Genomic DNA, 13,355 nt, shown 5'->3' with positions numbered 1-13,355 from the left:
GCAACGAAATTTGTAGATTTTGTAAATACAACCCTAAAATAGCTCGCAAAGGCAACAAGTCAAGCCTCCCGAAGAAAACTTGCCCCACTTGCAAACTACCATTTACCTGGCGCAAAAAATGGGCGAATTGCTGGGATGAGGTCAAATATTGCAGCGATTGCGCTTCGTAAATATAAATCAGAACACCCTCAAAGCGATCGATAACTAATCATTCATTTCTCCATATATAGCAGCAGTAGAGGGTGAAGATTGTCTAAGGTACTGGAAGATCCAAAACTTAAACAGCCCATCTAGAAATACTGGTAAGGTAGCGATGAAAGCCATAATAAAAATACGATTTTCGGGGATGCCAAAATGGTAGAACAAAGAAGTAAGCAAGGCATCCCACCCTTCTTTAGAATGAAATCCAACAAAAGTATCAGTAGAAACAATAATTAAAAAAGCTTTGGCATTATCGCTGAGACTAAAGAGTACCTCGTCGATAAAGTCTTTAATTACTAGGATTTGTTTTTTACCTGCAACAAGTATGGTGTTAAAGGCTATTACGGCGGTAAAGTCTGCCAGCAAATTTTTTATCCCATCTAAGCTGACATTCTTGTAGTACTTAACAATATCGATCGCTTCCTGGCGTAACTGATTCCCTTCTTCTAGAGATTGATTTGAGTATTTGCCAATCAACCTATCGAATTCTATTTTTTGCTTGGCAATACTGAAGCGTTCGATTGCTTCGTCATCAAATTCGGGACTCAACTGAATTTCAAAGGGTTTTTGGTTAGTCCAGTAATCTACAATAGGACTGTAGACTAGGTTTTTGGAAATTACCTGTACGGCAATAGTAGCTATCACTAAGATCGCACAATATCTAATCGCGGCATTTGTGCGCTTGCGTGATTGCCTTAATTCATCAACAACATCATTTTCATAGGAGCTATACGAGGGAGTAAGATTGTGTCTAACGCGATCGAATGCACGGGTAAAAGAGCCAGGTAGAATGCTTTTTTCAACTGAAGTTACGGTTCTAGAGGTATCTTTCTTAGGGGAATGCGGAAACAAATAGAATTTCTCTTTGGCTTCCGGTTTCAGGACATCTACATCTAATAGCTGTACTGTATCTGGTTGAGTCTTGACACTTTTGATGGGGTTGACGCGATATCTTGCCAAGATGTAGTCAATGAAAGCCAGTTTTTGGGTAATTGATGGATTGGTATCTTGAATACTTGGGTTGCCCAGTGGCCTAGTCGCTGCTTCTATAGAATTTTGCGGTAAAAGGTAAGGAACTCTGGAACTCAATTTATATTCCGTTAGCCTGGCATCAATAGTGTTGAGATAGTTGCTTAGTTGAATGTTAAATAAGCTAAAGGTACTTTCGCTGTATCCAGCATTTTCCGAAATGGGATTCCCCCCAAAGTACTCTTCTTCGAGCTTTTTAATGTTTACAGCAGCCTCATAAGCTCGATCGATCGCTCTTTCTGGTGTTTTAGTAAACCACTGAGTTGCCTTTATGAAAATTGACTGAAGCTGATTTTTAGAACTAGAAGCCATTCGGTGCCTTAGTCTTCAGAAACTAGTAATTTTTGCGATCGCTTCAAAATGGATGAACTCATATTTTCTCATCTTAGGGCTGATGAAACTTCGCAAAATTCAAGAAGATCTATTTTTTTGATACCCTAGAATGTGTTTTCTAGACATATATAGAACTAAAGGTGGAATAATTATCCATTGCAGAAGTGGCAGCCAGCTAATCTCCACGATTGGTACAACCAAGGTTGAGACACCGTAAAGTTTTGCAATGCGAATGCGATAAATCTCTGAGATGAACGTGTAAAACCAACCTAAGCTGGTAAAGAGAATCATTGCCCGCCAAGTTGGGCGTAATATCCAAGAGCGAGAGCGATCCACCCAACTGACAACTCCCCCACTAATTACAGTAATTACCCCATCACCCACTGTACAGTGAGTGATATAGCTTACCTTGTCAGCTAAGGTCGGCATTCTGTAAAACTCAAAATATGGGGACTGCCAAACTTCATAGACAAAATGCAGCAGAAACCCAAATAAAAATAGATTGGTTTCTGGCGCAGCTAAGATACCTTCTATTCTCCTGGCAACTTTTTCAATATACATGTGAGCGAGATTCGCTAGTGCTGGGAGTTAATTACCGAGGGCGATTTCGTTCCGAAGGCATTCGATCGCTGTTCTTGGGATTTTGGCGCTTCCTTAGTGCCAGAATTAATACCATACAGCCCCCACCATATGCCAACCATTATGGCCAAGCTATAGCCGATAAACTCAAGCCAGTAGGAGCGATTTACTTTTCGATCGGGCATATATTTTCCTGCTTACTTGCTAGCATACCAACTGCTGTACCACTGGCGCATTTGCTCGATTTCGGCACTTTGAGATTGGACAATCGCACTGGCGAGCTTTCTCATTTCGGGGCGATCGCTATCCACAATCATATGCGTCATCATTAACGCCATCTTGTGATGGGGAATCATCTCTTCGATGAACGCTTTATCAAAATCAGGCGCAGTAGCAAGAGCTTTGAGATCGGCTTCCGTCATGTTCATCATGCCCATCATGCGAGAGTGCATCCCCATCATTCCCGTATCTTCGATCGCAGATATAGGAGGGACATTCGTACCATACCACTGCTTGTACCACGATCGCATTTGGTCGATTTCACGGGTCTGATCGCGCTTGATTGCCTCTGCTAATTTCCTGATCTCCGGTCGCTTGGAGAGTTTTAGTGCCAAATCTGCCATCTTAACAGCACCCTCATGGTGCGGAATCATCATGGTGATGAAATGGCGATCGGCTTGCTGTCCCATCATCATGCCCCGACGATGAGGCATAGCTTGGCTGACAGAGTAAGGAAAGCCTCTGTGAACTTGCTGCGCTTGCACAACACTCGTTACGAGTATGCCCGTCACTGCCCCGCCTGCTAATAGACCCGCTATCGCTAGCAGCAATGGCTTGTTCGTTTTCCATTGATGCCCAGATTCTCCAGATTTTATCAGTTTCATAAGGTTTTTCTTCGCCTCCATTTTCACCATAGATCTGGGCGATGAAATCAGGATGAAATTTGCGCAGCCGCAACAAAATTTAATGCGATCGCAATACTTTAAGAGGGGATTTCACGCCCATTTCATAGTTGCCTGAAACAATTAATAAGCAAAGGAGAAATTAATATGAGCTATTACTTCAGTAAAACCTTGAATGTTTCTTTCGATGAAGCTGTGACAAAAGCGATCGAGAGCTTGAAGCAAGAGGGATTTGGTGTCCTTACAGAGATTGACGTACAAGCCACGATGAAGAAGAAACTGGAGGTGGAGATGCAAGGCTACAAAATCCTGGGGGCTTGCAATCCATCCTTTGCTTATCAAGCATTGCAAGTAGAAGACAAAATTGGCATGATGCTGCCTTGCAATGTCATCGTGCAACAGAAGGCAGAAGTTGTCGAAGTTGCTGCTGTAGATCCCATTGCATCCATGCAAGCTGTTGAGAATCCAGGTCTACTAGATATCGCAGAGCAGGTAGGGGCAAAACTGAAGGCAGCGATCGAGCGCCTGTGAGACTGAGAATTTTATCCTCAGTTCGTTCGCTGGCATTAGAAATTAGAAATTAAGTAAATCTCCCCAGGCAAAGCGATCGCTAAGGCAGTTGCGGCGATCTGCCCCCATTTCTGAAGTACTGCATCGAACTTGTATACGTGTCACTCATATTACAGGAGGTTGTACATGTTTGGATTTTTTAGCCGCAAACGCGAACAGGACGGCTCGCAAAGTAAAACCGCAAAAGACCCGATCTGCGGCATGACAGTCGAGAAAGCTACTGCGCTCAAGTCAGAGAGAAAGGGGCAGACTTACTATTTTTGCAGTACGCACTGCCAGCAAACTTTTGAGTCGCAGGGAGAATAACTAAGAATGGCTCACAATCACGGACAGCACGGTCACAGACACGAAAGCACTGTATCATCAAGCCCACAGGAGATGGCTAAAGACCCGATCTGCGGCATGATGGTGCCGAAAGCGACAGCTTTAAAGTCGGAACGGGGTGGGCGTACCTATTATTTTTGCAGCCAGGGTTGCCAGCGTACCTTCGAGTCGCCCGAAGCCGAACTCAAGTCTATGCGTACCCGCGTCACAATTGCGCTGACAGGAGTTTTGTTCCTGGCAATTCTGCGGGCGGCGGCTTTTATCGGTTTGGCAGCAGGTGTAACTCTTGTGACTTGGGTTCCAATTCCATTTCTGCCCTGGTTTACCTGGGGAGTGTGGCTGTTTATCTTGACTACGCCAGTCCAGTTTATCGGTGGGTGGTCGTTCTATGTGGGGTCGTGGAATGCCATTCGCACCCGCAGCATTAATATGGACTTTCTGATTGCTCTGGGAACTAGCGTTGCCTATCTCTATAGCGTAGTGGTAGTCTTTTTCCCTAGTATCCTGCCTGTCAGAGTCGAAGAGCGCAGCGTTTACTTTGAGGTTTCCGCCATAATAATTGCCTTTGTACTGCTGGGCAAGTACATGGAAGAAATCATTAAGAAGAATTCATCGGCGGCAGTACGCAAGCTCCTTGATTTAAAACCCGCCACAGCCAGGGTAATCCGAGACGGGATAGAGATGGAAATCCCCGCCGAGAGCGTGATGGTTGAAGAGACGATCGTTGTCCGTCCGGGTGAGAAAGTGCCAACAGATGGTATCGTCCTTGATGGCTTATCATCCGTGGATGAGTCCATGCTAACTGGGGAGTCGATCCCTGTAGAAAAGGGAACAGGAGCAGAGGTAATTGGCGGCACCTTGAACCGAACAGGAAGCTTCCGCTTTCGCGCTACGCGCGTGGGGGCAGAAACAGCCCTAGCTCAAATTATCAAGTTTGTCGAGGAAGCTCAAGCTAGCACTGCTCAAGTACAGCGGCTTGCCGATAAGGTTACTGGCTATTTTGTCCCTGCTGTTGTAGGCATTGCTCTACTAGCATTTATCGTTTGGCTGATCCTGGGTAATTTCCCACAGGCTTTGCTATCTTTCATTGCTGTATTAATTATCTCCTGCCCCTGTGCTTTGGGAATTGCGACACCAGCGGCTCTGATGGTAGGTGTAGGCAAAGGGGCGGAGGCAGGGATTTTAATCCGAGGTGGCGAAATCCTGGAGCGAGCTGAGAAACTTACTACGGTGGTTTTCGATAAGACTGGAACGCTGACACGGGGAGAACCCAGCCTCACGGATATTATTGCTCTGGCAGAGCAGCCAGAAGGCGAAGTTTTAAAGCTAGCCGCTGCTGTGGAGGTAGGTTCAGAACATCCCCTAGGAGAGGCGATCGTGCGGGCAGCCAGACACCAGAATTTGTCAATCCCTGATGTGAAGAATTTCCAGGCGATTCCCGGGCGCGGCATTCGCGGAGAAGCAAACGGCAACCGAGTTATCCTGGGCAATCGCCAACTGTTTCAACAGGAAGGCTATTACCTTAATCCATCAACTGAGAGTACGCTGAGCCGTCTAGAAACAGAAGGGAAGACAGCTATGCTGGTGGGCTGCAATGGTCTTTTAATCGGGATCGTCGCTGTAGCCGATACGCTCAAGCCTGAAGCTAGTCAAGCGATCGCAGCTTTACGCAAAGAGAATATTAAGGTCGTGTTGCTGACCGGAGATAATCATCGGACTGCGGATGCGATCGCCCATCAATTAGGCATTCAGCGGGTAATTGCTGAAGTCCTACCAGGAGATAAAGCCAAGGTCGTGCAAGACCTACAGAAACAGGGTGAGGTTGTGGCGATGGTGGGCGATGGAGTCAACGATGCGCCAGCCTTAGCAACGGCTGATATTGGGATTGCCATCGGTTCTGGGGCAGATGTTGCGAAAGAAACAGGTGGCATCATTCTGGTGAAAAATGACGTGCGCGATGTCGTGGCAGCCATCCGCCTGTCCCGTGCCACGATGCTCAAGATTAAACAGAATCTGTTCTGGGCCTTCATTTATAACACGGTAGGAATTCCTATTGCGGCTCTAGGGTTCCTGAACCCAATCATTGCAGCGGCTGCTATGGCTCTGAGTTCTCTGTCAGTGATTGTCAACTCATCGCTGCTGAAAGGTCTGAAGCTATCCACTGATTAACTAAATTAAATGATGAATATTCCCTATGACGGGTAAAAAACATGAGTACGATTCTGAAAGATCCAGTTTGTGGCATGACAGTTCAGCCAGATAAAGCACTAAGAGCTTTCCACAACGATCGAGAAGTCCACTTCTGTTCGGAATTCTGCCAAAGCAAGTTCTTTGAGCAGCCAGACAGGTATATTAGCGCACTTGTGACCGCAAGTTACGATGAAGCCAAAGAAAACAGGCGGGTTGCCTATTTCTCAATGGAGGTTGCAGTTGGTTCTGCTATGCCAACTTATAGCGGTGGTTTAGGTGTACTGGCTGGCGATACCCTGAAATCCTGTGCCGATCTGCGAGTACCCAGCGTTGGGGTGAGTCTGCTCTATCGCAAAGGCTATTTCGATCAAAAACTAGATGAATGGGGTGGACAAGGAGAACATCCTGTTCAATGGCATCCAGAACGCTTCTTGCGCCCTTGGCCTGAAACAGTCAGCGTCGAAATTGAGCAACGGATAGTCCAAGTTCGAGCCTGGCAGTATGACATTGTCGGCTTAAGTAGATATATTGTCCCCTTGATTTTGCTGGACACCGACGTTGAAGGAAATACTGATAATGACCGTACCCTGACAGATTTCCTCTACGGCGGAGATGAGCGCTATCGTCTAGCTCAAGAGATGTTGCTGGGTATTGGTGGAGTCAGAATGCTTCATGCCCTCGGATATAGCGGTATCGAGCGATTTCACATGAATGAAGGGCACGCTAGTCTGCTAGTCCTGGAGCTTTTAAAGGAACAAAACGGGCAACAGACAGAAGTGTGGGATTTCGGCAACGTTAGAGAGCGATGTGTCTTTACTACCCATACACCCGTTCCTGCTGGACACGATCAATTCGGCTACGATCTGGTGCAATCTATTTTGGAACCAGTTGTGCCTTTCGATATCCTGCAAATGCTGGCAGGGCGCGATCGCCTCAATATGACCCTGCTGGGGCTGAACCTGAGCCATTATGTTAACGGCGTGGCTAAGAGGCATGAAGAAGTCTCGCAAGAAATGTTTCCTGGCTACCCCATCCACCACATCACTAATGGCGTTCACTCCTGGACGTGGACTTGTGACAGCTTTAAATCTCTCTACGACCGATACATTCCTGGCTGGAGCAACGACCCATCCATGCTAAGGCATGCCATCAACATTCCCCAGCAGGAGATTTGGGAAGCTCACGTAGTAGCTAAAGTTCATCTCCTGGAACAAATTCAGAAGCGAACCAATCTTTCGCTTTCTCCTGATACTCTGACAATTGGCTTCGCTCGTAGGGCAACGCCTTACAAGCGGGCAGATTTAATCTTCTCAGATATTAATCGACTGCTAGAGATTGCCGAACAGGTTGGCTCCTTGCAGTTTGTTTTTGCGGGTAAGGCACATCCCAGAGACAATTCTGGTAAAGACTTAATTCGGCATATTTTCGATATCTCTCGCCAGCTACGAGATCGAATCCCCGTAATTTTCTTGGAAAACTACGACATGGATCTGGCTAAGCCGATCGTCTCTGGAGTCGACCTCTGGCTGAACACGCCACAGCGACCTCTAGAAGCATCGGGAACCTCTGGCATGAAAGCCGCACACAACGGCGTTCCCAGTTTCAGCGTTCTGGATGGCTGGTGGATTGAAGGGCATATCGAAGGGATAACGGGCTGGTCTATTGGTTCCAAGGAGCCAGAGTTCTCTGGTTCAGATGCCCTGAACCGACAGGATGCAGAGGACTTATATCAAAAGTTGAAAAACACGATCGCGCCAATGTTTTATCGAGAGCACGAACGCTGGGTTGATGTGATGCGGCAGGCGATCGCGTTGAATGCCTCATTTTTTAACACCCACCGCATGGTGCAGCAATATGTCACAAATGCGTATCTGCCTTAATTTATCAAACTAGGAGGTTTCTATGGTTCACCAACACAATCGAGAGGTTCACCAAGACGATCGCGATCGATCTGATATGAGTAATGGATGGCTGAGGCCAGCTCGAATTGCCTTGTATTTTTTCTTAGGCATCATCGCCTTCTTTTTGATTACCGAACACTTTGCACATCTGATCCCTGTCCTGCCCTGGCTATTTCTCCTGGCTTGCCCGCTCATGCATCTATTTATGCACGGTGGACATGGCGGACATGGTGGCGGCAGTGACGATCGCTCGCGTTGAAGCTTATCTCTAGAGTTCTATCAGTCGAGCTATTTAAGAATTAGGAGACTTAACGTCATGAAAGATATCCCCGCTTACGGCCTCTGGTTCCTGGTGATTATCAATTCTCTAGTATTTATCATCTTTGCTTTCAGCTTTACAAAGCCGCGCAGTCCCCGCGATTGGCGATCGTTCGGAGCCTTTTCAGCCTTCATCGTGGCGCTATTTACAGAGATGTACGGCTTTCCTCTCACCATTTACTTACTCTCAGGCTGGTTGCAAAGCCGTTATCCTGGGTTAGATGTCCTTTCCCATAACGCTGGCCACCTCTGGTGGACGCTGCTCGGGCAGAAGGGCGATCCGCATTTCGAGCCGATCCATATCCTCAGCTTGGTGTTTATCTTTGGCGGCTTTGTCTTACTGTCATCTGCGTGGGAGGTACTATATAAAGCCCAACGCAGCCACACCCTGGCGATAGCAGGCCCCTACACAACGATTCGCCATCCCCAGTATATTGCTTTCATCATTATCATGTTTGGATTTTTGCTGCAATGGCCTACGATCTTGACTCTGTTGATGTTCCCAATTCTGGTATGGATGTACGTTCGTCTGGCACGTCAAGAAGAGCGTGACGCTTTAGCAGAATTTGGTGAGGAGTATGCCCGTTATGCTGCGGTTACACCAGCCTTTTTCCCTCGCTGGGGGCAAACAAATCAGAAAAAGCTATCGAATTCTAAGCAGTCTCACCACGATACTTAGTTCTCGCAATTGCTCTTCATTTAATTGTTAAATCTTACTTCAACCAGATAGGAAATTATGAGCGATCTAATTGTTATTGGCTTTAAAGATGAGTTCAAGGCAGACGAGGTTCTGATTGACCTCATGAAACTACAACGGGAGCATCTAATTGACTTAGAAGATGCTGCGATCGTTGTCAGGGATCGAGAAGGCAAAGTCAAAATCAAGCAAACCCAGGAACTAGTAGCTTCTGGTGCATTGAGTGGAGGTTTCTGGGGACTGCTTTTTGGTTTGATATTCTTCAATCCATTATTGGGTTGGGCGGTTGGCGCTACCGTTGGTGCAGTTTCGGGAGCGCTAACCGATATCGGCATTGATGATAACTTTATTCGAGAAATTGGCAATACGGTAGAGCCAGGAACGTCTGCCCTCTTTATCCTGGTGAGAAAGTCTACACCAGATAAAGTTCTGGACGATCTGAGCAAGTTTGAGGGTAAAGTTCTGCGCACCTCATTATCGAAAGATGATGAGGCAAAACTACAGGCAGCTTTAACGAAAGTTGAGTCAGACCAAGAATAGCTGGACTTTGATTTTTGTTCCACCACAACCAACACAAAGATTCAAGAGAGATCTTATGATATTACGACTAGATATTTTGGGAAGATTCCTCGACCTTACTAAAGGTGAGTTTGCGATTCAAACATCCGAAGCCGATCGAAGAGCAGATTACCCAGGCCGCGATCGGATGCTGGCATTACCAGGTCAACCTGGCTTCGATCCCTGGTGCCTGACCGATTCAGTAGCTTATGCCAAATTGTATGACAACCCTAAGGCAATAGAAGCGATCGCTGCACTTTGGAAGTGCGATCCCGAACCTGACAAGACATTGGCAATTCAGACAGAAATTATCGCTGCTCTATGGTGGGGAGATATTGCTTTCCCACTCACTCATGCAGGTACTCGGATTGGATACTATTACTGCTGTCCTTGGGCACCAATTTATGTAGCTAGGCGCTCAGTCACGATTGGCAACCAACGGCTAGCGAGGTTTCAGAAGTTTACCTTTGATGTTTCGGCTGAAGTAGTGTCAAAAGGCGGTGCGTTCAAGCGCCAGATTCTGACTAGTTCCTTTCCAAAGGAGGTTCTATGTTTCAAAAGATTTTAGTAGCTATGGATATGTCTAAAGATAGCAAGCGCGTGTTTGATGAAGCCATTGCCCTAGCGAAAGCCAACAAAGGCAGCATGGTGCTATTGCATGTCTTATCTATTGACGAAGAGGGTTGTCCAAACATTTCTAAACTCTACAACCCGGACCCTTATCAGTCAGGAACCGGTAGTGAAATGGTGGAGCAGTATCAAAAACAGTGGGAAGCATTTGCTAAGAAAGGGCTGGATCTGCTGCGATCGCACTCAAAAGCTGCAACTGCCGCAGGCGTACACACAGAATGTGTCCAAAGCCCCGGTATCCCAGGTAAAACCATTTGCAATACTGCCTGCACCTGGGATGCCGATCTAATTGTCATGGGACGACGGGGGCTTTCTGGACTGAGCGAGACATTAATGGGCAGTGTCAGCAATTATGTCCTCCACCATGCTCCCTGTGCAGTTCTTACGGTGCAGTCTCAAGTCAAAATGGCAACTTCATCTCATCCCAGCGAATCAAGTCCATGGAAGGCTGTAACCTGACTTAGCACTTTGCCTGCTCACACCTGAGTTCAGCGCTCTCGACAAATGGAATGACAAGGAGGAAATATGATGGCAGAACGACAGGGAATCATTGGAAAACTAGTTGCCCTGGCAAAGGGCGAGGTTGCCGCTGACACGCTCGAAGCCTATCGACGGGCGGGTCAAACCGTTTATGATTTGCTCAAACAGGTAGAGGATCGCCGCCTGGAATTGAAGATTCAGGGCTCGAATCCCTGGACGGTCGATCTGGCAAGTCAGGCGCAATTTCTCTGTGCCTGGAATGCTTTTGTACTGCAAACTCTGGGCGATCGGCTTCTAGAGGCCGATTATCAAGCCGATCCGTCAACGGTGGGTTACGTTCCACCCATGACAGCAGAACAGGCACTTGCTTACTACAGCCAGGTTGAAAGTTGGCTCAATCGGGCACATCAGGCGCAATACAATCCGGCTTATCAGGTTGACGGATACCTTCCAGCAGATCTGCCACCCTGGGAGGAGTCGGAGTCCTGCCCAAATACCCATCTGGATGGCATGGTAGAAGCCACCCGTCTGATTCGGACTCATGCGGAAGCAGCGATCGCGACCTTTGAAGCCGAAACCATTCCCGCAGAAAAGCAATCCACTATCCATCAGATTCGTCAACTGCTGGCAGCCGCCAATAGTGAAGCAGACTATGCCGAACAACTCTGGAAACCGAACCTGCCCCAAGCAGTTCATCCCAAAGTTGAACGATACGCAAAAGCTGCCCTTGCGTCCTACTATCACCTGGGGCAAATTCTGGCGATGCCACAACTACTGGAGCATAATCCATCGGCTACCACTCAGCTTATTTCAACTTCAAACCAACTTCAGCGCCCCCTTCCCGGTGAGGTAGGGTTCGATCCTTGGTGCCTGACCGATCCTGCCGCACGGGATGAATTTCAGCGGAATACTGAGGCGAAGGCAGCGATCGCGACAATTTGGAAATACGATCCTGACCCGGAACGCACGCTGGAAATTCAGGCAGCGATCGATGCGGCTTTAGCCCAAGGGGCGATCTCCTACGCCAAAGACCGCTGGGGAACGCGCTTGGGGCACTACTATTGCTGTCCCTGGGCACCGATTTATGAAGTGAAACGCGCTGTCACAATTCATCACCAGCAACTACAGCCCGGTCAAGAATTCACCCTCGATATTTCAGCCATGACTGTAGCGCAGGGTGGAACATTCAAGCGAAAACTCTTGGTCGGCTCTTTTCAACCAACAGACGAAATCTGTATTTCCCAATCCACGCACCGCGATCGCCCATCCCACCATCGAGGTTGTTAAGCAGACCACCTCTAATCAATCACTGCGCATGGGAGGAAGTTAAATGTTTCAAAGAATCTTAGTCATCATCCCTTCTAAAACCGCCAGGTATCAGTTTGAGCCTACCCTTACGCTAATCTACTCTACTGGATGAGGTTAAACAATGGCTTCTGAAAAACGCAAAATGTTTCCTTTAGTTCAAATAGTTGGCTATAGTTTGGCAGGTTTAATTGGTGCTGGAGTTGCTGTTATAACTTTAAAGACTTTGAGCCCCAGTCAAAACTTCACCAATCGAACATTCCAGCCTCCTATGCTTAGTTTAGAGGGCGAGTTTGTTGCCACTGCGGTTAAAAAAGTTGGAACGGCTGTCGTCCGGATTGACACAGAACAAACGATTCGCCTTGCTCCTGACCCCGCTTTAAACGACCCAATTCTCCGCCAGTTTCTTGGATTGACGGATGCCGATCTGGTTCCTCAACAAAAATTGCAGCGGGGGATTGGCTCTGGGTTTATTACAGATCGAAGTGGCTTAATTCTGACCAATGCTCATGTTGTGCGAGGAGCAGACAAGGTGACTGTAACCCTTACCGATGGGCGACAATTTCGGGGAGAGGTGAGAGGTGCAGACCTGCTAATGGATCTGGCAGTGGTAAAGATTAACCCTACGGGTCAGGCATTACCTGTTGCCCCATTAGGTGACTCTAGCAAGGTGCGGGTAGGGGATTGGGCGATCGCGGTTGGCAATCCATTAGGTCTTAACAACACGGTAACATTGGGAATTATTAGCAATCTCAGCCGTTCCAGTTCCCAGATAGGTATGCCCGACAAGCGCCTAGACTTGATTCAAACGGATGCAGCAATTAATCCCGGCAACTCTGGCGGTCCCTTACTGAATAAATCTGGAGAAGTGATTGGCATTAACACCGCTATCCGAGCCGAAGCCCAAGGCATTGGATTTGCCATTCCGATCGATATCGCTAAAGCTGCTGCGACTGCGCTTGCCGATGGGAAACAAGTGGCTCATCCCTATCTCGGCATTCACATGATCACCCTAACGCCACATATAGCAAGAGAGAACAACAGTGCCCCCAATGCCCCTATACAACTGCCAGAGATCGACGGGGTGGTGGTACTGCAAGCCCCTCCCAATACCCCAGCAGGCGCAGCAGGCGTTCGCCCGGGAGATGTCATCGTTGACATTAACGGACAGTCCATTACTACAGCGGAGCAGTTGCAACGCATTGTGGAAAGCGGTCAGGTGAATCAGGTTTTGCAGGTGAAACTACGGCGGGGTAGTCAGATCGTTTCCCTATCTATTCGTATTGGTGACCTGCAACCAACTCGTTAATTGAGGCATAGCATGGAGATTTCGATCGC

At 47.6% G+C, this 13,355-nt stretch carries 16 protein-coding genes; 12 read left to right on the top strand and 4 right to left on the bottom strand.

Annotation, left to right across the window (positions count from 1 at the left end):
- The first annotated feature begins 38 nt into the window (after positions 1–38).
- The gene (locus PSE6802_RS32090; protein ID WP_071592352.1) at positions 39–170 is read left to right on the top strand and encodes a DUF2256 domain-containing protein; all 132 of its coding nucleotides are present in this window, start codon (positions 39–41) and stop codon (positions 168–170) included.
- Positions 171–204: 34 nt separating this feature from the next.
- Here the strand turns inward: PSE6802_RS32090 and PSE6802_RS0117425 are convergent, their stop codons facing one another.
- The 4 genes from PSE6802_RS0117425 to PSE6802_RS0117410 form a co-directional block, all read right to left on the bottom strand.
- Positions 205–1,542, bottom strand: coding sequence for a hypothetical protein (locus PSE6802_RS0117425; protein ID WP_019501326.1), 1,338 nt, complete (start codon positions 1,540–1,542; stop codon positions 205–207).
- Between the two features lie 99 nt (positions 1,543–1,641).
- Positions 1,642–2,124, bottom strand: a complete 483-nt coding sequence (locus PSE6802_RS0117420; protein WP_019501325.1) for a hypothetical protein — start codon at positions 2,122–2,124, stop codon at positions 1,642–1,644.
- Between the two features lie 14 nt (positions 2,125–2,138).
- Positions 2,139–2,327, bottom strand: a complete 189-nt coding sequence (locus PSE6802_RS0117415) for a hypothetical protein (RefSeq protein WP_019501324.1) — start codon at positions 2,325–2,327, stop codon at positions 2,139–2,141.
- A gap of 12 nt (positions 2,328–2,339) precedes the next feature.
- Positions 2,340–3,026 (bottom strand): DUF305 domain-containing protein, encoded by a 687-nt coding sequence (locus PSE6802_RS0117410; protein ID WP_051050634.1) that lies wholly within the window; start codon positions 3,024–3,026, stop codon positions 2,340–2,342.
- A gap of 165 nt (positions 3,027–3,191) precedes the next feature.
- Between PSE6802_RS0117410 and PSE6802_RS0117405 the strand changes: the two genes are divergently transcribed.
- The 11 genes from PSE6802_RS0117405 to PSE6802_RS0117355 all read left to right on the top strand — a co-directional run bounded on the left by PSE6802_RS0117405 (position 3,192) and on the right by PSE6802_RS0117355 (position 13,326).
- Positions 3,192–3,575 (top strand): DUF302 domain-containing protein, encoded by a 384-nt coding sequence (locus PSE6802_RS0117405; protein ID WP_019501322.1) that lies wholly within the window; start codon positions 3,192–3,194, stop codon positions 3,573–3,575.
- A 165-nt stretch (positions 3,576–3,740) separates the two neighbouring features.
- Positions 3,741–3,920 (top strand): YHS domain-containing protein, encoded by a 180-nt coding sequence (locus PSE6802_RS35415; RefSeq protein ID WP_019501321.1) that lies wholly within the window; start codon positions 3,741–3,743, stop codon positions 3,918–3,920.
- 6 nt (positions 3,921–3,926) lie between these two features.
- Positions 3,927–6,107: a heavy metal translocating P-type ATPase gene (locus tag PSE6802_RS0117395; RefSeq protein ID WP_263970371.1), complete on the top strand. Its 2,181-nt coding sequence runs from the start codon at positions 3,927–3,929 to the stop codon at positions 6,105–6,107.
- A gap of 41 nt (positions 6,108–6,148) precedes the next feature.
- The gene (gene glgP / locus PSE6802_RS0117390; protein WP_019501319.1) at positions 6,149–8,008 is read left to right on the top strand and encodes an alpha-glucan family phosphorylase; all 1,860 of its coding nucleotides are present in this window, start codon (positions 6,149–6,151) and stop codon (positions 8,006–8,008) included.
- Positions 8,009–8,030: 22 nt separating this feature from the next.
- Positions 8,031–8,288, top strand: coding sequence for a DUF2933 domain-containing protein (locus PSE6802_RS29425; RefSeq protein ID WP_019501318.1), 258 nt, complete (start codon positions 8,031–8,033; stop codon positions 8,286–8,288).
- A gap of 57 nt (positions 8,289–8,345) precedes the next feature.
- On the top strand, positions 8,346–9,026 hold the full coding sequence (locus PSE6802_RS0117380) for a methyltransferase family protein (protein WP_019501317.1): 681 nt from the start codon (positions 8,346–8,348) through the stop codon (positions 9,024–9,026).
- Between the two features lie 57 nt (positions 9,027–9,083).
- Positions 9,084–9,584, top strand: a complete 501-nt coding sequence (locus PSE6802_RS0117375; protein WP_019501316.1) for a DUF1269 domain-containing protein — start codon at positions 9,084–9,086, stop codon at positions 9,582–9,584.
- A gap of 55 nt (positions 9,585–9,639) precedes the next feature.
- A complete protein-coding gene (locus tag PSE6802_RS29420; protein WP_019501315.1) occupies positions 9,640–10,170 on the top strand; it encodes a hypothetical protein in 531 nt (176 codons plus the stop codon).
- Entirely contained in the window at positions 10,152–10,691 is a 540-nt protein-coding gene (locus PSE6802_RS0117365) for a universal stress protein (RefSeq protein ID WP_019501314.1), read from the top strand. The genes PSE6802_RS29420 and PSE6802_RS0117365 overlap by 19 nt, the downstream gene beginning before the upstream one ends.
- 69 nt (positions 10,692–10,760) lie before the next feature.
- The gene (locus PSE6802_RS0117360; RefSeq protein WP_019501313.1) at positions 10,761–11,999 is read left to right on the top strand and encodes a hypothetical protein; all 1,239 of its coding nucleotides are present in this window, start codon (positions 10,761–10,763) and stop codon (positions 11,997–11,999) included.
- 142 nt (positions 12,000–12,141) lie between these two features.
- A complete protein-coding gene (locus tag PSE6802_RS0117355; RefSeq protein WP_019501312.1) occupies positions 12,142–13,326 on the top strand; it encodes an HhoA/HhoB/HtrA family serine endopeptidase in 1,185 nt (394 codons plus the stop codon).
- Positions 13,327–13,355: the final 29 nt, after the last annotated feature.

Source organism: Pseudanabaena sp. PCC 6802 (assembly GCF_000332175.1).
Lineage (GTDB): Bacteria > Cyanobacteriota > Cyanobacteriia > Pseudanabaenales > Pseudanabaenaceae > PCC-6802.
The sequence above is the reverse complement of the archived record's forward strand: the minus strand, read 5'-3'. Positions and strand labels throughout refer to the sequence as shown.

Excerpts from the sequence above, each read along its gene's own strand:
- PSE6802_RS0117415 (WP_019501324.1), bottom strand. The coding sequence starts at position 2,327 with ATGCCCGATCGAAAAGTAAATCGCTCCTACTGGCTTGAGTTTATCGGC.
- PSE6802_RS0117410 (WP_051050634.1), bottom strand. The coding sequence starts at position 3,026 with ATGAAACTGATAAAATCTGGAGAATCTGGGCATCAATGGAAAACGAAC.
- glgP (WP_019501319.1), top strand. The coding sequence starts at position 6,149 with ATGAGTACGATTCTGAAAGATCCAGTTTGTGGCATGACAGTTCAGCCA.
- PSE6802_RS0117355 (WP_019501312.1), top strand. The coding sequence starts at position 12,142 with ATGGCTTCTGAAAAACGCAAAATGTTTCCTTTAGTTCAAATAGTTGGC.
- PSE6802_RS0117380 (WP_019501317.1), top strand. The coding sequence starts at position 8,346 with ATGAAAGATATCCCCGCTTACGGCCTCTGGTTCCTGGTGATTATCAAT.
- PSE6802_RS29420 (WP_019501315.1), top strand. The coding sequence starts at position 9,640 with ATGATATTACGACTAGATATTTTGGGAAGATTCCTCGACCTTACTAAA.
- PSE6802_RS35415 (WP_019501321.1), top strand. The coding sequence starts at position 3,741 with ATGTTTGGATTTTTTAGCCGCAAACGCGAACAGGACGGCTCGCAAAGT.
- PSE6802_RS0117375 (WP_019501316.1), top strand. The coding sequence starts at position 9,084 with ATGAGCGATCTAATTGTTATTGGCTTTAAAGATGAGTTCAAGGCAGAC.
- PSE6802_RS0117420 (WP_019501325.1), bottom strand. The coding sequence starts at position 2,124 with ATGTATATTGAAAAAGTTGCCAGGAGAATAGAAGGTATCTTAGCTGCG.
- PSE6802_RS29425 (WP_019501318.1), top strand. The coding sequence starts at position 8,031 with ATGGTTCACCAACACAATCGAGAGGTTCACCAAGACGATCGCGATCGA.
- PSE6802_RS0117425 (WP_019501326.1), bottom strand. The coding sequence starts at position 1,542 with ATGGCTTCTAGTTCTAAAAATCAGCTTCAGTCAATTTTCATAAAGGCA.
- PSE6802_RS0117395 (WP_263970371.1), top strand. The coding sequence starts at position 3,927 with ATGGCTCACAATCACGGACAGCACGGTCACAGACACGAAAGCACTGTA.
- PSE6802_RS0117365 (WP_019501314.1), top strand. The coding sequence starts at position 10,152 with ATGTTTCAAAAGATTTTAGTAGCTATGGATATGTCTAAAGATAGCAAG.
- PSE6802_RS0117360 (WP_019501313.1), top strand. The coding sequence starts at position 10,761 with ATGGCAGAACGACAGGGAATCATTGGAAAACTAGTTGCCCTGGCAAAG.
- PSE6802_RS0117405 (WP_019501322.1), top strand. The coding sequence starts at position 3,192 with ATGAGCTATTACTTCAGTAAAACCTTGAATGTTTCTTTCGATGAAGCT.